The 19,820-nt window shown below is 60.7% G+C and carries 19 protein-coding genes and 1 pseudogene; 6 read left to right on the top strand and 14 right to left on the bottom strand.

Annotation, left to right across the window (positions count from 1 at the left end; all coding sequences use genetic code 11):
- Positions 1-3: 3 nt before the first annotated feature.
- The 14 genes from ACTHJ1_RS08425 to ACTHJ1_RS08360 are packed head-to-tail and all read right to left on the bottom strand — an operon-like array spanning position 4 to position 13,480.
- Positions 4-1,887 (bottom strand): sugar phosphate nucleotidyltransferase, encoded by a 1,884-nt coding sequence (locus ACTHJ1_RS08425; RefSeq protein ID WP_440190550.1) that lies wholly within the window; start codon positions 1,885-1,887, stop codon positions 4-6.
- Positions 1,884-3,344: a PfkB family carbohydrate kinase gene (locus tag ACTHJ1_RS08420; protein WP_440190547.1), complete on the bottom strand. Its 1,461-nt coding sequence runs from the start codon at positions 3,342-3,344 to the stop codon at positions 1,884-1,886. Before ACTHJ1_RS08420 ends, ACTHJ1_RS08425 begins: the two co-directional genes overlap by 4 nt.
- Positions 3,341-4,138 (bottom strand): phytanoyl-CoA dioxygenase family protein, encoded by a 798-nt coding sequence (locus ACTHJ1_RS08415; protein ID WP_440190544.1) that lies wholly within the window; start codon positions 4,136-4,138, stop codon positions 3,341-3,343. Before ACTHJ1_RS08415 ends, ACTHJ1_RS08420 begins: the two co-directional genes overlap by 4 nt.
- A gap of 22 nt (positions 4,139-4,160) precedes the next feature.
- Positions 4,161-5,066, bottom strand: coding sequence for a sugar nucleotide-binding protein (locus tag ACTHJ1_RS08410; protein ID WP_440190541.1), 906 nt, complete (start codon positions 5,064-5,066; stop codon positions 4,161-4,163).
- 1 nt (position 5,067) lies between these two features.
- A complete protein-coding gene (locus tag ACTHJ1_RS08405) occupies positions 5,068-5,757 on the bottom strand; it encodes a class I SAM-dependent methyltransferase (protein WP_440190538.1) in 690 nt (229 codons plus the stop codon).
- Positions 5,758-5,799: 42 nt separating this feature from the next.
- Positions 5,800-6,879: a zinc-binding dehydrogenase gene (locus ACTHJ1_RS08400; RefSeq protein ID WP_440190535.1), complete on the bottom strand. Its 1,080-nt coding sequence runs from the start codon at positions 6,877-6,879 to the stop codon at positions 5,800-5,802.
- 5 nt (positions 6,880-6,884) lie between these two features.
- Positions 6,885-7,556 (bottom strand): class I SAM-dependent methyltransferase, encoded by a 672-nt coding sequence (locus ACTHJ1_RS08395; RefSeq protein ID WP_440190532.1) that lies wholly within the window; start codon positions 7,554-7,556, stop codon positions 6,885-6,887.
- Positions 7,543-8,565 carry a phosphotransferase gene (locus ACTHJ1_RS08390; protein WP_440190529.1) on the bottom strand — a complete coding sequence of 341 codons (1,023 nt, stop codon included), beginning with the start codon at positions 8,563-8,565 and terminating at the stop codon, positions 7,543-7,545. Before ACTHJ1_RS08390 ends, ACTHJ1_RS08395 begins: the two co-directional genes overlap by 14 nt.
- Positions 8,562-9,164 (bottom strand): haloacid dehalogenase-like hydrolase, encoded by a 603-nt coding sequence (locus ACTHJ1_RS08385; protein WP_440190526.1) that lies wholly within the window; start codon positions 9,162-9,164, stop codon positions 8,562-8,564. The genes ACTHJ1_RS08390 and ACTHJ1_RS08385 overlap by 4 nt, the downstream gene beginning before the upstream one ends.
- Before the next feature lie 2 nt (positions 9,165-9,166).
- Positions 9,167-10,087, bottom strand: coding sequence for a transketolase family protein (locus ACTHJ1_RS08380; RefSeq protein WP_440190523.1), 921 nt, complete (start codon positions 10,085-10,087; stop codon positions 9,167-9,169).
- Entirely contained in the window at positions 10,084-10,908 is an 825-nt protein-coding gene (locus tag ACTHJ1_RS08375) for a transketolase (protein WP_440190520.1), read from the bottom strand. The genes ACTHJ1_RS08380 and ACTHJ1_RS08375 overlap by 4 nt, the downstream gene beginning before the upstream one ends.
- 8 nt (positions 10,909-10,916) lie before the next feature.
- Positions 10,917-11,861 (bottom strand): NAD-dependent epimerase/dehydratase family protein, encoded by a 945-nt coding sequence (locus ACTHJ1_RS08370; protein WP_440190517.1) that lies wholly within the window; start codon positions 11,859-11,861, stop codon positions 10,917-10,919.
- A gap of 9 nt (positions 11,862-11,870) precedes the next feature.
- Entirely contained in the window at positions 11,871-12,881 is a 1,011-nt protein-coding gene (locus ACTHJ1_RS08365; protein WP_440190514.1) for a GDP-mannose 4,6-dehydratase, read from the bottom strand.
- Complete coding sequence (locus tag ACTHJ1_RS08360) at positions 12,878-13,480, bottom strand: SIS domain-containing protein (RefSeq protein ID WP_440190511.1); 603 nt, start codon at positions 13,478-13,480, stop codon at positions 12,878-12,880. Before ACTHJ1_RS08360 ends, ACTHJ1_RS08365 begins: the two co-directional genes overlap by 4 nt.
- A gap of 253 nt (positions 13,481-13,733) precedes the next feature.
- Between ACTHJ1_RS08360 and ACTHJ1_RS08355 the strand changes: the two genes are divergently transcribed.
- From ACTHJ1_RS08355 to ACTHJ1_RS08330, 6 genes and pseudogenes are all read left to right on the top strand, one after another.
- On the top strand, positions 13,734-14,891 hold the full coding sequence (locus ACTHJ1_RS08355; RefSeq protein ID WP_440190508.1) for a DUF707 domain-containing protein: 1,158 nt from the start codon (positions 13,734-13,736) through the stop codon (positions 14,889-14,891).
- 13 nt (positions 14,892-14,904) lie between these two features.
- The gene (gene pdxA / locus ACTHJ1_RS08350) at positions 14,905-15,888 is read left to right on the top strand and encodes a 4-hydroxythreonine-4-phosphate dehydrogenase PdxA (protein ID WP_440190506.1); all 984 of its coding nucleotides are present in this window, start codon (positions 14,905-14,907) and stop codon (positions 15,886-15,888) included.
- 7 nt (positions 15,889-15,895) lie between these two features.
- A complete protein-coding gene (locus tag ACTHJ1_RS08345) occupies positions 15,896-16,888 on the top strand; it encodes a bile acid:sodium symporter family protein (protein WP_440190504.1) in 993 nt (330 codons plus the stop codon).
- Positions 16,889-17,391: 503 nt separating this feature from the next.
- Positions 17,392-18,657, top strand: coding sequence for an amino acid ABC transporter substrate-binding protein (locus ACTHJ1_RS08340; RefSeq protein WP_440190501.1), 1,266 nt, complete (start codon positions 17,392-17,394; stop codon positions 18,655-18,657).
- Positions 18,658-18,742: 85 nt separating this feature from the next.
- Entirely contained in the window at positions 18,743-19,624 is an 882-nt protein-coding gene (locus ACTHJ1_RS08335; RefSeq protein WP_440190498.1) for a branched-chain amino acid ABC transporter permease, read from the top strand.
- Positions 19,617-19,820: pseudogene (locus ACTHJ1_RS08330) on the top strand (branched-chain amino acid ABC transporter permease); the annotation flags it as partial. The gene ACTHJ1_RS08335 and the pseudogene ACTHJ1_RS08330, both read left to right, overlap by 8 nt.

The raw sequence follows: 19,820 nt of genomic DNA, 5'->3' as shown, positions 1-19,820 counted from the left end.
GCTTCAAGCTCCTATGTACGCAATGGAACTTTGGGTAAAAATCGAACGGAATATGCCGCCACGCACCAGATAATCATGCTTTGCCGCGATGATCCCCTTCTCGCTCTCCGGGCTCAAAGACAGCAGGCACAGATCGATTTTCTCGTCGAGCAGGATGGAAGACGAGCGAATAATCAGGCCGGAACCGGGCATACGCATGCCCAACTTGTTCGGATTGTCATCGATCACGCATTCAACGAGATCGGCGAGTTCGAAGAAATTGAGAAACTTCGCGGCGAGATGACCGGCACCAAACACAACTACCCTCTTCCCTTCTTGCCGCAATTTTTCGAGATCGCCTCGTACTCTCGCACGTATTTGCGCAAATTTCGCCGCGAACTGGGATCCAAGGTCGAGATCCGGATAGAGCGGTTGGTATTCGGCTGTGTTTCCCGCTATTGGTCGTGTGATTGCAACCAACGAATCCTCCAGCTGAGAGGGGTAGGCGAACGATTCAACGGGCGATAATGATGCTGAGGTCAACAGGCGGTTCAGCGTTGCAAGGGTAAAGTACGAAATGTGCTCTTCCCAGATGAACGTATAGTCGCACGCACCAAGAAATTTCGTACATCCCGGGGTTTCAAGCACGATGAAACCATTGGGGCTGACGAGTTTCTTGAGCGCCTCCAAAAACTCACGCGGCGCATGCGCATGATCGAGCACGCGGCGGACGAACAGCACGTCGGCAAGCCCCCGGCGCTGGGCTAACTGCGCCGCGAGCGCCGGTGTCATCACGCTCTGAATCGTTTCCAAACCTGCCATCGGGTCGGTGATCCCGAGGTCCGACGTGGTTTCATAGCGATAAATATTCTCGAAACCTAGTCGTTTAAAGCGAAAGAGCGTCGAGTCGTCTTGATAGGTCAATCCGACGATCCGGCTGTTCGCATCCAGATCGAGGGTCTTGATCAACCGATCGACCATAGTGTCGAGATGATTTTCCGGTTCGTTGTAGCTGATCCATGAGTAGTGAGATCGAACCATATCGATCGGCATGGGATCGACGAGTTGCACCAATCCGCACGATGCACATTGACCCAGTGTAAGTTTATGCGCGTCGCACTGCTGGTCGGCATCGGTGTAGAAGCGATTGCTTGGCGGTTGACTGCCGAGTTCAAGCAAATTTCTAACGGCTTTTCTTTGGCAACCTATACAGGCCTCGGAAAGCGCATTCGCGCGCGCATAGGTTTCCGGCGTACCAATATCGATCAGCGTGCCGTGATTTTCCCACGCGCATATCTTGCCGATCAGCGCCGGCAGCACTTGCATACTGAAATCGGTGATTTCAGATTCCTTGCCGCGCAGCTGCGCAAGCAATTCGGCGGAAAGAATATAAACGGCGCCATTGGCGAGATTGCCGCTCGGGTTAGGCTGCTTTTCCTCGAAACGCATGACGACGTTGTCCGCGCCGAGCGTCACGATGCCGCACGACGAGGGATTGTCCGTGCGAAACGTCATCATGCTCATCAGACAATGCGGCGGCCGGTTCCGGTGCGCCTGGATAAACGCCTCAAAATCGGCGAGACAATAGTTGTCGGCGTGGATCAACAGACCATCTTCATCGCCGAAAAAATCCAAATTAGAAATCAATGTTCCCGCCGTGCCCAACAGCACCGGCTCATGGACAACCTCGATCTGCTCCCGATAGGGATTTTGCTCGATGAATGATTCGACCTGTTCCGACAAATAGTGCGTATTAACCAGAAATGGGCCACAACCCGCGGCAGCCAGGCTGCGTAACCAAATGCCCAGTAGAGGTTCGCCATGGATCGGCACGAGGCACTTGGGCGTGGTGTCGGTCAAAGGCCGCAGACGCGTGCCGAACCCGGCCGCAAGCAATAACGCCTTCATTCGTGAAACTCTTCAAGCAGTTCTGCCAGCTCCTCGGTGCGGATCGGCGTATTTCCGACACGGCCGACCTGAATCGCCGCCGCGAGCGACCCCAGATATGCCGCTTCCCATATGCTGCCTCCGCTCGCCAGCGTCAGCGCGCTGGCGATCAGCAGGCTGTCACCCGCGCCTGCGACATCGCTCGGCGCGGAATTCAGCGCGCCCAATCGGTCGGTAAGCTCTTCACCCGTGGAAACGGCCTCAGGTTGAACAAGCAGCCCTTCCTCACCGAGCTTGAGCAGGACATTGCGCGCGCTCGCGCCCTGCCTGAGCTGTTCGGCAAGAATGATCAGACCATCCTGATGGTTGCGCGTACTGATCCGAGCTTCGTGCTCGGTCGGAGTCAGCAGGTCCATGCCTCGGAAGCGACCGATATCGCCAATCTGCGATGACGATTGGCTGTCTGCCGCGAGCAGCACATTGCGCGAGCGCGCGAGCAGCACGATCCGATCCACGAGCGGCTGCGGCAAGCAACCATAATTGAAGTCCGAAAAAACGAACAGATCGACATTGTCGATCAGCGCTTCGATCCGCTCGTACATCGCGTCCTGCAGTGCGGGAGAAATCGCCGCCTGCTGCAGATAGCTCACGCGCAGCAGCGTCTTGCCCTTGCTGCGAAAGCGCTGCTTGCGCGTCGTCGGGCGCACTTCGTCGACCAGCATGTCCGCCTCGACTCCGGCAGCCTCAAGGTATTTGAGCGCGAAATTGCGAGCGGTGTCTGCGCCGGTTACTGAAAGGAATTTGACCTGCGCGCCAAGCCCGGCCGCGTGAGCCGCGACGATGCCCGCGCCGCCTATGAACTGCGTTGCATCGATCGGCGTCACGACGATGGTTGGATCTTCCTGCGACATACCCAATGGCTGGCATGTAATGTATTCATCGACAATCAGGTCGCCGATGACGCAGACTCTAACGTTCGAGAATCCACGCACTATATCGAGCGCTCGGGCCGCCGCGATGTCGTGGCGCGCCAGATAATCGTTCGGCGCGGAAATAGAGCGCAAATCGGATTCGTAGAACGTCTTACGAATGAGATCCACCGACGAAAACATCGTCGCACCCGAGCTGAATATCAACTTGCCGCCATACGTATCCAGCACGGCTAGTTCGGGATTCACTCGCTGCTCGTGCTCCTTGCCTTTGACGACCACGTCCGGACGGAGTCGTGCGATCAAGTCGGCAACCGGCTCGTCGAACAGGAAGGCTTCGTCGACCCAGACGTTGCTCTGCACGCCTTCGAGACGCAGTTGTTCCGGCACGTGCGCCGCGTTCTTGGCAAGGCGGTCGCTTTCAACCGCCACGACCAGCTTGTCGCCGCACTCTTTCGCAAAGCGCAAAAGACGCACGTGCCCCGGGTGAAGAACGTTGAAGTGTCCCGAGACGAGAACTATTTTCGGCTTTTTGGATGCGGATTTCATTGTGGCAAGGCCGAGCGTTTCAGGACAAAGGTAATTTCGACGCTGACACGCGTGGTCGAACCAGCATTGACCGCGCCGCCATGTAGCAGATTCTCATTGAATAGGATCGCTTGGCCAGGTTGAACCGGGACGAGATACTTTTCGTCGTCGGCAAGCGGCTCATCGAGCGAGGGCCGGGGAAAGCCATCGGATCCTGGCGTATATTTGACGCGCCAATTCTTCAGATGCGATCCAGGAACGATGTAAAGGCCATTTCGCCCAGGTTCCGTGAAGATCGAAAGCCACATCTTGATCGTTATTTCATCGCTGCCGTATAACGGCTCCCCGTCGCTTAAAATGTCGTGAAACCATCGGTCCGTATGCATGCTGCCGACGTCGGTCGTAACACCGGGGCGGACCAGACGCCAATAGATTTCGGGATAGTCAGGAATCGACTTGGAAAAAAATACCACGCCCGATATTCGAAAATCGATGCCAAATAGCGCGCGCAGGCGCTGGATAAAATCTAGCTGAACCAATTGCGCAACGGCCTCGCGCGCCAGCACGCGCTGTTCTTTGGGCCAAAGATCCGAGTGCGATATAAGGTGCGACAGCTCGTGATAGCGTTCGAGTCCGGCTTCGCGAAAGCGTGCAGCGTGTTCCGGATGCATCGCTTCTATGTGCGCGATCCATTGCTTGCTTATCAAGTCGCGGAAATACGCCAACTCAAGATCAGTGATTGCAAAGGCGGTGCTGTAACCTAGCTCACCGAACACATCGGCGAGAATCGGCGATTCGACAATATCTGCGTTCATGAATCTGCCTCCGAATCGGTCCTCAAGACATAGGATTTACCTGAGGAAGCTCTCGCCCCAGGTAATCGAATGCGGCTTCGGGCATGGGCGCGCTCAGCCCCAATGCCTCAAGGCTGGTCGTATCGAGCGCCGCGTAGCGCGGCACTGCCACATGCGGTGAAAACTTGCCCGCTATCGGTGCTACTGACGGGTCATGCACACCGATGCGTCGCGCGATGATATCGGCGGCGGTCGCATAGCTGATGTCGCGTGACGCCGTCGCGTGAACAATGCCACCAAGACGCGCCGCCGCAACACGACAGAGAACGTCGACCGTAAAATCCAGCGAAATCGGCGCCATCACGAGATTATTGAAAGGATGTATTGTCTCGCCCGCGCGCAAAGCCTCGATCCACCGATTGAAGAGCGGCATGTCGGGCACAATGACCTTGCCCATACGAATAATGGCGACACGATCGCCAAGCGCGAGCAAATCCCGTTCGGCTTGCGCCTTCTGCATGACATACGCAACGCTCGGCTTGTACGGATCGTCGACCCGCGCATATGGCGTATCGCCGCCCAGCACCAAGGCCGTCGAGAGGAACACGACAAACGCGCCGCGTGCAATAAACCGCTTGGCGAGTTCCACAGTATGGGTCACGTTGACGCGGTGCGTGGATTCAGGCTCCTGGCCGCAGCGGTCCATCGGACTTACCGCCGCGCAAAGAAACACGATATCGACGTTATCGGACGGTAGCGACCAATCGACCAAATCGTCGTCAAGATCTAGATATAGACAACGGGGTCCGACATGCTCAGGGCGGCGCGTCGTGCTCCAGAGCCTATTGCCATGCCCGGCGAGCGCGCCGAGCAATCCGCGTGCAATATGCCCCTCGGCTCCGGTGACGAGCACGGAGCCGAGCGTGGGAACGGAGAAAGGCGTGTTCACCTCAAGCTCCAACCTTCTTTCCGCAGCAAAGAGCCATCAGGTAATGCGCCATCGGATAAAAACCGGTATGGACGATTTCGTCGTTCATCGAGAACACGAAGACATTATGGAAATACCGTTCCAGCAAAGCCTTGAGATCCTTGCCGGACTTGCAATTGACGTGCCCCAGCCTGCTTTGCGGTCCCGCGTAGGTTTGCGACTCGAGGGACGGCATACCGACGATCATCGCGCCGTGTTCGTCCAGCGAAGCCAAGGCATTTTTGAGAAAAACGTCTTCGTTCTCGGGCTGGATATGCTCCAGCACGTCCAGGCTGTATATCGCATCGTAGCGGCCCGGAACCGGGCCTTCGAGCATGTCGTGCACGAAGGCCTCCATCGGCCACGACGGATTCATGCGGGCATGGACGTCCTCGATGAACACTGGGTCCATGTCGACCGCGGTCACATGCTCGACAGTCTGCTGGACAAGACGAGTGCCAAAAGCATCGGCGCAGCCGATCTCGAGGACCTTGCTTCGGCCGGTGAGCATCTTGGCGACGAACTTGTAGCGCGCGAGCGTGAACACCGTGCGCCGCGGATCTTCGTTCCAGGACTCGTTGATCATCACCCCGAATTTGGTGATCCCATGCTTTTCGATGGTGTCGTAAAGCAGGCCGTATTGCGGTTCCTTGGTTTTCGGTGGAGTGCTCATCGTCGGTGCTCAATAAGTTGGAAGAACAAATTCCAGCGGCTTCTAGCTGGCCATCCGCACCAGGCAACGTCCGCGGACCTTGCCGCTGCGCATCGCCGCGATGGCTTCGTTGATCTGATCCAGGCCGAAGTAATCGGTGATCAGCTCGCGCAAGATGATGCGGCCCGCGCGGTACATATTGTGATAGCGCGGAATGTCGACATTGGGTACGGCTTCGCCGCCGTGAGACCCGCTCAGCGTCTTGCCAAAATGCAGAGGCAGAGAAAACAGGCTCACGTTGTTGCCCTTGCGCGGCACGCCGACGAGCGTGACCTTGCCTTGCGGTTTGGTCATCGCATAGCCCATCTCGATCACGGCCGGCACGCCCGTGTTGTCGATGAAGACATCGGCACCCGCGCCCGACCCTGTTTCGTCGAGCACGCGTTGAATCTCGGCCCGCACATCATCCAGGCCGCGGCCGCTTGCGTTGATCACGTGCGTCGCGCCCATGCGCTTGGCCAGCTCGAGCTTGCCATCGTGCAAATCCACCGCGATGACCGGATAGGCCGACACCAGGGCGGCCGCCTGGACAATGTTCAAGCCGACGCCACCCGAACCGTAGACGACGACGGATTGGCCGATGCGCACGTCGGCGTTGTTCTCGACAATGCCGAACCCGGTAGTGACTGCGCAGCCGAACAGCGCCGCGACTTCGAGATCGCTGTCGGCGGGAATCGCGGTCACGCGGTTCTCGGAAACGATCGCATACTCGTTGAAGGTGGTGATCCAGCCCGCATTGACCTTGCGGCCGTCCCAGTTGTAGTGCGGCGTTTCGGATTCGATGCCCAGGCCCTTGCGCCAGTGCAGCACGACCTTGTCGCCGATCTTGACGTGACGCACGCCCACGCCGACATCAAGCACGGTGCCGGAAGCTTCATGCCCCAGCAAATGGGGCAGGAACTTGTCTTCGCCCTTGGCGCCGTCGATCTCGCCGAGCTGCGAGCCGCAAATACCGCTGAAGTGAATCTTGACCAGCACCTGCCCCGCCGCAAGCGCTTCCGGCATCGCAAGCTCGACGACTTGAAGCGGCGCACGCAACTCGGTCAGCACGGCCGCCTTCATGGTTTTCGGAATCGTCGTCATCGTGCTTACTCGAAGTAGATGAAGGAATGATCGCCGGTGTAACCGGTCTGGCGGAACCACCAGTCCCATTCTTCGGGCGTGCAAAAAGCTTCGCACGTCACCTGCCAATACAGCAGGTTCGCCTTTTCTGTTTCGTTGCGGTAGGACTCGACGCAGACGTATTTGTTTTTCTTGCCGACGCGCTCCATTTCGCGAAGCGCCTTGTCCAGGTCGTAGTTGTGCAGGTTGTGCAGCGTCGTGATGGAAAACACGAGATCAAAATGGTGATCGGGAAACGGCAGCTGGGTCGCATTGGCTACCTGCAGTCGGTCCTTGATTTCTTCCTTCGCGTGTTCGATGGCATAGGGAGAAATGTCGATGCCGTGGATCTCCAGGCCGGGCTCCAGCAGCGACATTTCATAAAGCAGGAAGCCTTTGCCGCAGCCGATGTCGAGCACCTTGTCGCCGGCCTTCAGGCCGTAATGGTCGATCATGGCCTGCGCCACCGGCGCCCAGCGCCCGGGCATGTAGCGATAGCCGCCGTAGCAGATGCGGCGGTCGCCGTCCCAGTAGTCGAAGTCCCAGCGCTTGGCCAGCTCCGCGGCCTTGGGCTTGGGAAATTCGGGATCGTTCACGCGGGCCAGATAGTCGCGTTGGGTGCTCTTGTGCACCGAGCTGAGAAAGTCAATGTAGGCCATGTTGAGTCGACAGCTGTTCGTGGATATTTTCTAGATGGTCCGCATAGTAGCGGCGTGCCTTGGCGTACTGCGCCTCGAGTATGTCTTGCGTGGCGACGCCCGCATGTTCGCGGCGGGCGCGATGTTCGGCGCGGAATTCGTTGAGCAGAATGCAGCACCATTTGAGGCGATGGATCGGCAGCAGCAAAGCGACGCGTTCCGTCCATGCCTTGTCCAGCCCGAGATGCTGTGCGACCAGGTCGACGAACAGTGCGCCTTGCGCGGGGTCGACCGGAATTTCCGGCTGGCACAGGAAATCGCACGCGAGCTTCGCGGGATCGTCCCAGCCCGCATATTCGAAATCGACGAACGACAGGGCGCCGCCGTCGTCGAGCGTGTTGTGAAACCCGAAGTCGGACGGCGAGAGGATCGGCGTCGCATCGGCAGAGGCCGATGCATGCGCGTGCAACGAGGTATCGATGGCGCGCCATGTCGGCGCGAGCCGCTCCGCGATCCACCGATGAGCGCTACGCTCGATGTCGGACTTGGGCGACAGGCTCTTGAACTGGGCCATGCGCGCACGTGCCAGCCGCAGGTGATCGTCCCAGGTGGCGCAGGCGTCGGCGGCGCTCGGCAGCGCGCGGGCTTGCTCGGACGAGGCATTCGCATTGATCGCGCCGATAAAAGCGGCCGCCTGCCGGATGTGATCGTCGGTCGCACGAGTCATGCGCCGGCCATCGAGTTTGGTATAGAGCGCGAGATGCGCTGAACGATCGAGCCCGACGGGTCGCGCCACGCGCGCGATGCCCTGGGCATTCAGGTATTCGAGAAAGCCGTACTCGGCTCCGAGTCTGTCGTGCGACTGAGGGCCGGCCGCATGATAGTGCTTGAGTATCCACTCGCCTTCGTCGTTGGCGATACGTTCGACGCGGCTGTTGCGGCCATGACCGATTGCCTCGATGCGCATCGGACCGTGGATGCCCAGTTTTTCGAGAAACGCGGCGCGCGCGTCGACGCAGGCGTCGATCATGACAAGCCTACGATCGCCGGCAGCGCGTCCCATTCGCGCATGATATGCCAGTCTTGCGCAACGCCGGACGCGCCATTTGGCGCAAAAAGAATCTTTGTCACGTGCGCAGGCAGCATGTCGAGAATTTCGGGCAGATCGTCGACATAGTGCGTGCACCCGAGCGCGACGATACGCGCGATCTTGTCGTGCTTGGTCAGCTCGAAGTGGATCTGATCTTCGGACCAGCCCAGGCCGCCGCTGCGATGAAACCCCTGCTTGGACAGCCAGGCGCGCGCGGCAGCGTGCAGATCGCAGGGTTCACCCAGATACGGCGTGCGCGTCTTGTGGCTGACGATGCGCATGGGGACATTGCTATCGCGCAGCCTCCCGAGCGTATCCAGCACGCCTTCGAAGGGCTCGGCGTCGAGAATGCGCGTACCGTAGACGACGCCTTGCAGCAGCGTCCAGTCGTCTTCGCGGCCGACCGATCGCAAGTAGTCGCGCACGGCGACCTTGTCTTGCGGTGTATCCGCCGGAATCCAGGCGCGCTCGAGCGCGACCTGGTGAAACAGCGAGTCGTAGCGGATCAACGTATTGTCGAAATCCAGGCCGAGCAACATGATCAGTTCAATCGGCTGGTGACGCGCGCGACCACATCGGCCGCCGTCAGGCCGATTTCGATGCGGGCCTGCGTCTGGCCGCCGCACGCGCTCAGAAAACGGTCCGGGCCCGCGACGCAGACGAGCTTACGCAGATCGACGCCGCGCGCATTGCCCCATTCGAGCAGCGCACTGCCCGCGCCTCCGGCGAGCGCATGCTCTTCGAGCACGACGACCAGCTTTTTATCGGCAAACGCTTGCTCCAGCAGCGCTTCGTCCAGCGGTTTTACCGTATGCATGCTGACGACTTCGGTCGAGCACCCCTGCCCCTCGAGCACATCGGCAGCCTGCATGGCGACCGCGAGCATATTGCCGACGCTCAGGATCGCGACGTCGCGGCCCGCGCGCATCGGAATGCCGCGGCCGATCGTGAACGCGGGCGCAGTCTCGTGAACATGCGGTTCGCCCTTCTTGCCCAGGCGGATATAGGTGGGACGGCCGATGCGCAGCGCGTCGGCGACTGCGAGCTTGACCTCGGTTTGATCGGCCGGGCAGACCACGTGCATGTTCGGCAGCGTGCGCAGGATCGCGATGTCTTCCATCGAGTGATGCGTCGCGCCCAGGCCCGCGTAAGACAGGCCCGAACCCGTGCCGACGATGATGACGGGCAGGTTCGGATAGCAGACGTCCAGGCGTATCTGCTCGAGGCACCGGACGGTGTTGAACGGGGTGATCGTGTAGGTGATCGGCCGCAGTCCCGATGCGGCCAGCCCCGCGGCCACGCCGGTCATGTTCGCCTCGGCGACGCCGCAGTTGTAGAAACGCGACGGGTGACGATCTTTGAAGCTGTCGAAAAGCCGGTTGCCGATGTCGCCGGCAAGCATCACGAGTTCGGGGTGGATTTCGCCGAGCTCGGTCACGGCGGCTGCGAATGCGTTTCTCATGCCTGGACTCCGAGCTCGATGCGCGCGCGTTCGACCTCTTCTTCGGTCGGTATGCGGTAATGCCAGTTGTTGTCGTCTTCCATGAACGATATGCCGCGCCCCTTGACCGTGTGTGCGACGACCATCGTCGGCTGCTGCTGCGCGGGCGAGACGTGCGCGACGGCATCGAAGATCTGCGCATGGTCGTGGCCGTCGATCTCGTGCACGTTCCAGCCGAAGCTGCGGAATTTGTCGACGAGCGGATCGAGGGCGAGCACCTCGCGACTGCGGCCCGTGGCCTGCCATTTATTGAAGTCGACGAAAGCGCAGAGATTGCCGAGCTTGTTCGCCGCCGCGAACATGCAGGCCTCCCAGACCGAACCTTCGTTGCATTCGCCGTCGCTCATCAGAACGAAGGTGCGGTAGTCGCGCTGCTGGATGCGCGCGGCCAGCGCCATGCCCGAGCCGACGGGCAGGCCATGGCCCAGGCTGCCCGTCGCGGCTTCGACGCCGGGCACTTTAGGCGACGGATGCTCTTCGAGCATCGACCCGGCCTTGCCGTAGCGATCGAGATCACCGGCCGGGAAAAAGCCCTTGTATGCCAGCACGGCATAGAGCGCGGCGGCCGCATGCCCTTTGCTCAGGATGAACCGGTCGCGGTCTTCCCACCTGGGCCGCGCGGGATCGATATTGAGCACGGACTCGTACAGCACCGTCAGAATATCCAGGCACGACAGCGCGGATGCCAGGTGAGCCGCCTTGGCCGCATGCGACATGGCGACCACGCGCGCACGAAATTGCGCGGCAAGCCGGATCGAGTCGCTTGGTCGGATATCGTTCATGTCGTTCTCTAGGCGGCAAGGCTCAGGTGTTTCATCCAGCGCACGGTGTAGCACTGATCGGTCTCGACGAGCTCGCCTGAGGCATGACGCTCGATGACTTCGTCGATCGCGTCGCTGACGTAGTGCTTTTGAACGAAGCCGGTCGCGAGCAGCTTGTCGGAATTCTGGCGATAGGAGCGCGGGTCGTTCGACTCCGAGACGACAAGTTCAGCCGAGACTTTTTCGCTGACGCGCCTGGCGATGTCGAGGATCGAAATATTTTCGAAGCCGGCGTTGTAGCAACCCGATGCGATAGCGGGATTGCCGAGGAAATGGCGGTAGACGTCGACCATGTCCTGGATGTGAATATTGGGGCGCGTCTGCGTGCCGCCAAACACGGTGATGCGGCCGTTCTTGACGGCCTGCCAGGCGAACATGTTGACGCTGACGTCCAGGCGCATGCGCGGCGAATAGCCGCATACCGTCGCCGGGCGGATGCAATGCACCTGCATCTGATCGGCATAGCTGAGCACGACGCGCTCGGCGACCATCTTGGTTTTGTTGTACGCCGAGATCGGCACGAGCGTCAGGTCTTCGGTGACCTGCGGTTCGTCCTTGACGCCGTACACGCTGCCCGAGCTGGCGAACAGGAACTGGCGCACGCCGGCGCGCACGGCACGGTCGGCGAGCTGCTGCGTCGCCAGCACGTTGACTTCCCACGACAACGTGGGGTTGAGCTCGACGCCCGGGTCGTTCGCGATGTTCGCCAGGTGGATCACCGCTTCGACACCGTCGAGCGGAATCGCATCGACGTCGCGCGTGTCCTGCTTGAGGACGGTGAGTTGCGGATGCGGTTTGAGGTGATTGCCGAACCATTGCGTGTCGACGACGGTCACCGTGTGGCCGTCGTCGAGCAGTTTGCCGGTCAGAACGGTGCCGATGTAGCCGCAGCCGCCGGTGACGAGAATCTTCATGAAAATACCTTAGGGTTTATGGATGTAATCGGCCGGCAGCGACTTGAGCGTGTCGAGGTTCGCGTCGACCCAGGAAAGGGTGTCGCGCAAACCGTCGGCGAGCGCAATGCGGTCTTGCCAGCCGAGTTCCGAGCGCAATTTGCCGCTGTCGAGCAGATAGGCCTGATCCTTGCCTAGGCGCTCTCCGACGACTTCGGCGAGATCGTCGAAGCGCACGTCGACGAGTTCGCAGACCGTCTCGACCAATTCGCGGATCGACACGGTATGGTTCGTCGAAATGTGATAGCTGCTGCCGACCGTGCCAGACGTCGCGATGCGCCAGGTTGCGTCCGCAACGTCGTCGATATGGATGAACGAGCGGATCGAATGGCCGCCGCCGTGCAGCTGCAGCTTGCGCCCGAGGCGGGCGAACAGCAGCGTGCGCGGGATGATCCGGTAAAGCTGCTGGCCGGGGCCGTAGACATTGGCCGCGCGCGTGAACACGACGGGAAACTGATAGGCCTTGAAAAAGCTCATCAGATGCAGGTCGCATGCTGCGCGCGACACCGCGTAGGGCGTGCTGGGCGCGAACTCGAAGCGCTCCTTGATCCAGCCGTCCGTGCTGCCGTAGACCTCGGGGGTCGTCACATGCACGTAGCGCCGGATGAACGGTAGCTTGCGCAACTGGTCGTGGAGCTTGACCTGGCCCACTACGTTGGTCTGGTACCAATGCTCGGGGGTTTCCCAGCTTTGCGCGACCATGCCCTGGGCCGCAAAATTGACCACGTATTCGGGCTGGAATTCCTTGACCAGCGCGATCAGCTCGTCGAGCTGGTGATTGATGTCGATCTGCACGAAGCGAAAGCTATCGGCGCATGCAGGCTCCGCACGATAGGGAAGGTAGACTTCGTGCGGCTCGGCAGAACGACTGACACCGAGCACCTGGTGCCCGTGGCGCAGCAGATATTTGACGAACTGCGAACCGGAAAAGCAGTTGCTGGCAATGACCAGAAAGCGTTGCTTGCTCGCTGCCTCGCTCATTTAGCGGCCTCGCTCGACACGCTGGCCACGACGCTCTGCACCGGGTTCGCATGCAGCCATTGCATGCAGAGGTGGCCGATCATCAATTGCAGGTCTTCGGCGATCTGCATGTCGTCCATCTCGAAGTGAATCGGATGCTGGGCCAGCGACCGGCACAGGCCGCCGGTGAAACCGAGAATGGCGAATGTCTTCATGCCGATCTGGTTGCCCACCTCCAGCGCCTTGACGACGTTGGCCGAGTTGCCGCTGCCGGACAGCACGACCAGCACGTCGTCGGCCTGCGCCTTGACCCGCAACTGTTCGCTGTAGATGTGGTCGTAGCCCAGATCGTTGGCCAGGCAGGTCAGCACGGCGGGGTTGGCGCTCAAGGCCTCGACCCTGAGCCCGCCGCTGCGGTTGTTCAGGCCCACGCCATAGAGCAGGTCGTTGGCCAGATGCACGGCGTTGCCCGCGCTGCCGCCGTTGCCGCAGAGAAATACAGAACGCTTCGTGCGCCAGGCGTCGCGCAAGGCGGCAGCCAGCACCGGCACTTGGCGCATTGCCGCCATGCTCAGCGCCTGCTGCAGCTTGTTTGTGTAATCAAGTATGAGTTGTTCCATACGAAGGCAGGGCGGTTTTTGGGTGAGTAAACCAGTCTATTTCTCCGCTTCTGAATCAATAAGGCCCAATACCGGAAGGTTTTGGCACTTAATCCGGCCTATTGGCCGGGCGTATGGAAGGCCTCGCATCGCCCTGTGGATCAAGTGATATTCTGTCACAATTGATAGGTTTCACTTGAATAAAGCGGCCCTTCTCGCTCGCGGATGCACATAATGTGCGTTCCGCCACGATGAGGGTTCAAGGAAGGACTGAATGACAACGACGCAGCACGGCGCCAATCAAGCCGATCAAGCCGAACTCAACGCCATCCTGGCCAGCTACGCCGAGGCCCCGGCGCTGGACGCGGAGCAGCTCGAGGGCAGTTTCTGGCGGCTTTTCGACCTGAACGGGCGACAGCTGTCGCCTTTCGCGGTGCTGGCGCCGCAGGGGCTGCTCGGAAATCCGGGGACGGACGCCGTGGACCTCTGGCAGATCGTCAACGGAAAGCTCTGCCTGCTGACCTCGGTCGGCGGCACGCCTGCGGTCGTATTTACGCTCGCCCGCAAGGACGAGACGGGCCGCATCATCAGCTTTGCGGGTCAGGGCACGATCGACGGCGTTCGGGCGTTTTACTTCCTACGCGCAACCGGGCATCCTGCGCATCCACTCCATGCCACGCCCGCCGAGCAGCCGCGCCGCGCTGCTTTCATCAAGCAGCCGGCGCCGGGAGTGCGCCGGCCCAACCTGGTGATCGTGCCTGCGGGTTCGGCATCGCTGCACCCGGAGTGGCTCAACAGCGTCGCCGATGACGCCCGCAACTGGGATCTATGCCTGGGCTGGTATGGCGCCGAGACGCCGGACGCGGACATGCCGTGCGAGTACCTCGCCCACGTCCCAAAAACCAAGAAATTCCGGCTGCTTTACGATCTTTTGCATGAGGGCAGCCCACTCTGGGGCTACGAGTCAATCTGGCTGCCCGACGACGACCTGCTGGCCAGCGGCGCGAGCATCAACATCATGTTCCATCTGTTCCGCAAGTTCGGGATGGATCTGGCGCAGCCCTCGCTGCTGGCCGGGGAGGGCTGTTACCCCAATCATGAAATCACCGTCCAGCGCCCTGACAGCGACGTACGCCACGAGCCTTTCGTCGAGATCATGTGCCCGCTCTTCAGCCGCCGGGCGCTGAAAATCTGCGTCGGGTCGATGCGGGACACCGAGTCGGGCTACGGGCTGGATCATCTCTGGCCGGCCCTGCTCGGCCATCCGCGTGGGCGCATGGGCATCATCGACGCGACGCCCGTGGTCCATACGCGCCCCATGGCGCACTCCTATGATGTCTGGCAGGCGATGAGCGAGCAGAAGGCCGTTCTGGCCTCGTATAACCATACGAGGCGCCAGATGGCAGGAGTGAATCACTCCACTGGGCAATGAGGCCCGAGCCGTTATGACCGCCCTAACCGCCTCCCCTCTGGGCATCACGATGGGCGATGCCGCCGGTATCGGGCCCGAGATCATCGTCCGGTGTTTCGCGCAGGGCCTGCCTGCACCCGCCGTGGTTTACGGCGATGCGGGCACGATGCGCCGCGCCGCCGCCCTGCTGGGCCGGAACATCGAGATCATCGAGATCGCCGGCCCCGAGCAAGCGCGATGCGCTCCCGGCACCATCGACGTGGTGACCTGTTCGCCCGCCCTGCCCGCCTCCCTCGCGCCAGGCAAAGTCGATGCACATGCGGGCCGAGGCGCTTACGACTATCTTTGCGCCGCCATCGACGACGCCATGGCGGGCCGGCTGCGCGCGATCGTGACGGCGCCGCTGAACAAGCACTCGATGCACCTGGCGGGCATCGACCAGCCGGGGCACACCGAAATTCTGGCCGAACGCTCGGGCACCGCCGACTACGCCATGATGCTGGCCAACGACGAACTGCGCGTGCTGCTGGTGACCATTCACGTCGCGCTGTCGCAAGTGCCGCCCCTGATCACGCCCGAGGCCGAGCTGCGCGCGATACGCCTGGCCGATCGGGCCTGCCGGCAGATGGGCATGACGCAGCCGCGCATCGCCGTGGCCGGCCTGAACCCGCATGCGGGCGAAGACGGCAAGTTCGGCCGCGAGGACATCGACGTGATCGCGCCGGCCATTGCCCAGGCTCGGGCCGACGGCCTGGACGCTTCCGGGCCATGGCCCGGCGACACGATCTTCATGCGGGCGCGGCGCGGCGAGTTCGACATCGTCGTGGCCCAATACCACGACCAGGGGCTCATCCCCGTCAAGTATCTGGGCGTGGATCACGGCGTGAACGTCACCGTGGGCCTGCCTTTCGTCCGCACCAGCGTCGATCACGGCACCGCCTTCGACATCGCCTGGCAAGGTAAAGCAGACGCCGAATCGCTGATGCACGCTTTCAATTTCGCTCTACAAATGGTGTAAAGAACTCATGCAACGTTTTGTCCGTTTTCTGCCAGACAGATTCATCTGCCTTCTGCTTCTTACCGTCCTGATCGCCAGCGTGCTGCCAGCGCACGGCGTGGGCATCAAGATATCCGGGGCGGCCGCGAACCTGGCGGTCGCACTGCTCTTCTTTCTGCACGGCGCGCGCCTGTCGCGCGAGTCCATCGTGGCGGGCTTCACGCATTGGCGGCTGCACCTGACGATTTTCTCGGCCACCTTCATCATGTTTCCCATTCTGGGACTGCTGCTCAAGCCCGTGCTCGAGCCGCTGGTGACGCCCGAGCTTTACGCGGGCGTGCTGTTCCTGTGCTGCCTGCCGTCCACCGTGCAGTCGTCGATCGCGTTTACGTCGGTGGCGCGCGGCAACGTGCCGGCCGCAGTATGCAGCGCGTCGGGCTCGAGCCTGCTGGGCATCTTCCTCACGCCGCTGCTGGTCGGGATCGTGATCGTGAGCGGATCGAACGCGCCTATTTCCTTCGGCGTCGTCGAGACCATCATGCTGCAGTTGCTGCTGCCTTTCATCCTGGGGCAGATTCTGCGCAACTGGATCGGCGCCTGGGTGCACAAACGCAAGGCCTTGCTCAAGTGGGTCGACCAGGGGTCCATTCTCCTGGTGGTCTACACTGCGTTCTCCGAAGCCGTGAGCGAGGGACTGTGGCACAACACGCCCGTGCTGTCCCTGCTGGGGCTGGTAGTGTGCAGCACCGTCATTTTGATATTGGCCTTGCTGATTTCCAACGCCGCCGGCAAAGCGCTGGGATTCTCGACGCCCGATCGCATCACCCTGCTTTTTTGCGGCTCCAAGAAAAGCCTGGCCACAGGCGTGCCGATGGCGCAGGTGATCTTTGCCGGCCAGGCCGTCGGCGCCATCGTGCTGCCGCTGATGGTCTTTCACCAGATCCAGCTCATGGTCTGCGCCGCGCTGGCCGGCCGTTATGCCAAACGGCCGGAGGTTGCTCACGAGCATCGGCATCACTGATGCGGTGACGCTTGGGTAGAAACCCGCATAAAAATCCACGCTGGGCGCGCCCGTTTTACACAATTCTTAATTCAGGCTTTCCATAAGCTGAATACGGCTTAAAACCTAGGGTTGTTTTTTGCAAAACAGATATTGATCGCGTAAATTTCGCGCGGATACATGCCAGCCGGAAGAGATGCTTGCATACCGAGCGAGGCAGCGAATTCGGCATTGCAAATTCAAGCGGAAAATTCCGGAAAATCGGACGAAAAAGGCCCGGCCTTTCCGGAATGCCGGACTTCTACCCCGCTTATAAGAATTCAAATGCTTTTTGAATCAGCAAGTTAAAAATCTACAAAAGCTGGCATCGATCTTGCGATAAGGAAACGCGGGGTTCCAGAAATCCGCCATGGATGGAGCCTTACCCATGTTGCTTTCATGGCTAGAAGAACCAGGCCTCCCGCGCTGCTAGCCAGCGCGCGGCACGAGCCGGTCAACGTCATAACGACCTACAGGAGATAACAATGCAAGCAAAGCGCACCCGCAAGACTTTCACGACCACGCTCAAGACCGTCGCAGCGGGCTTGGCCTGCGCCACCGCCAGCTTCGCCGCGCACGCCGCGGCGGCTCCCAGCGAAATAAAGATCGGCACGCTGTACGCAAGTTCGGGCCCGTTCGCCGTCGCATCGCAAGGCCAATTCGAGGGCGTCAAATTCTGGGCCGATCAGGTCAACAAGAACGGCGGGCTTTTAGTCAAAGACTATAACAAGAAGATCCACGTCAAGATCATCTCGTACGACGATCAAAGCTCGACCGCGACCGCGACGACACTCTACAACCAGCTGATCACGCAAGACAAAGTCGACGTGCTGGTGGCCGACTTCGGTTCGGTGCTGACCTCGGTTGCCGTGCCGCTCGCCGCTGAACACCATATGCTGCTGATCGACCCGACGGGCTCGGGCGCGAACTTTTTCACGCAGAAAACCAACTACTTGGCCGACGTGAGCATCCCGTCGTCGACCGTGTGGCCGATCCCGCTTGCGAACTTCCTGATCAAACAGGGCATCAAGCGCGTGGCGATCGTCTATGACGCCAACGACTTCGACGCATCGCAGGCCGAAACGATGAAGGCCCAGCTGACCAAGGGCGGCGTCGCTCCCGTGTTCTACAAGAGCGTTCCGACTACCGAATCGAACTACAACGTACTGCTGCACACCGCCAAGGCGGCCAATCCGCAGGCGCTGCTCGAATTCGGCTACCCGCCCAACGACATCGCTTTCCTGCGTTCGCTGTCGCAAAGCGGTCTGCACTTCGACATGACCTTCACGATCTTCCCGGGCCAGTTGCTGACCCTGCTCAAGAAGAACGTCGGCGTCAAGTCGCTTGCCTACACCTATACGTATCCGACCCCCCCGCTGGTCAAGTACGACAAGGTCACCTATGGCATGAACACGGCAGATTTCGTCAGCGCATTCAACGCGGCGGAAAAGAAGGATCCCAACTTCCTGGACGCCTCGGGCTACAACACGGGCATCGTGGTGCAGAAGATGCTTGAAGACGCGCCCAAGTTCACTCAGCTCGACTTCCATCAGGCCCTGATGGATATGTCCGACAAGACGACGACGCTGCTGGGTCTCTTCAAGATCAACGAGAACGGCGCCCAGCTCGGCCAACCGTTCCCGGTCGCCCAACTGGTGCCCAACGCCAAGGGCGACGACCTGAACGTCAACGTCGTCTACCCGGACGACCACGCCACGGCCAAGCCGGTATACCCCGCGCCGAAGCAGTAACGGAACGCGCGTCTTTCTATACCTGGAACCGGCTGGCGCGCATGGCGTGCCAGCCGCGGCATCCTCGCTTTCTGTAAGGACGAACGTGGAACTTCTTGCTTATGCCGTCATCGGCGGCATCCTCTACGGTATTTTCTTCACGCTGGTCGGACTGGGTTTGAACCTGTTGTTCGGCGTGATGCGCATCATCAACCTGGCCCACGGACAGTTCATCGTATTGGGCGGCTATCTTGCATGGACAGTCACCAACCGTCTGGGACTGAATCCGCTGTGGTCGCTTCCGCTCTCGATTCTGTGCGCCATTATCATCGGCTGGCCGCTGTACCGTGCCGTCGTGCCAAGACTGCAGCGCAGCGACGACCCCGAAATGCTGTCGTTCATTCTCTTTTTCGGCATCGGCCAGATGCTGACGGCAGTCACGATGCTGATGTTCGGCGCGGACCAGCGATCGCTGCCTGAAGACGCGCTCGGCAGCGGCAGCCTGGGCCTGTTCGGGCAGGAGTTTCCCGATAGCTGGTGGTGGGCCGCAGGCGTGAGCCTCTTCGCACTCGCCCTGCTGTGGTTGTACTTCTCGCGTACGCGTCTGGGTTATGCGACGCGTGCCGTGATGGCCGAACGCGACGAAGCCGTCGCGACCGGCATCGACGTGCGCCGCGTATCGACGATCGCGTTCGTTGCAGGCCTCGCCCTGGCGGGCATCGCAGGCGCATTCGTGCCGTATCTGCTCGGCTCGGTATCGCCCGACCTGGGCGACGGCCTGACGACCACCGCCTTCGCCATTGTGATCATCGGCTCGCTCGGGAACCCGCTGGGCACCATCGTGGGCGGCCTGGTGTTCGGCCTGGGCACAATGCTGATGCAAACCTACTATTCGTCGTGGTCCAACGTAGTGCCTTACGCGCTGCTTATGATCATCGTGCTCATTCGTCCTTCGGGCCTGCTCGGAAAGGCGGTGCGTCTTGCTTAATTCAACTTCGACTCAAAACGGTTCGGCCAAGCCGAACCGCCTGCGCACGAGCGTCATTCTGCTCGTGGTGCTGACCGCGGTCTTTCTTGTCGCGCCGCATCTCTACGCCAATCAGTCCCTGGTGTTCACGATCATGACGTTCATCGTGCTCGCGCAAGGACTCAACCTGCTGTACGGCTTTACCGGATATTTGCCC

It is taken from the genome of Bordetella sp., assembly GCF_051960075.1.
Lineage (GTDB): Bacteria > Pseudomonadota > Gammaproteobacteria > Burkholderiales > Burkholderiaceae_B > Bordetella.
The sequence above is the reverse complement of the archived record's forward strand: the minus strand, read 5'-3'. Positions and strand labels throughout refer to the sequence as shown.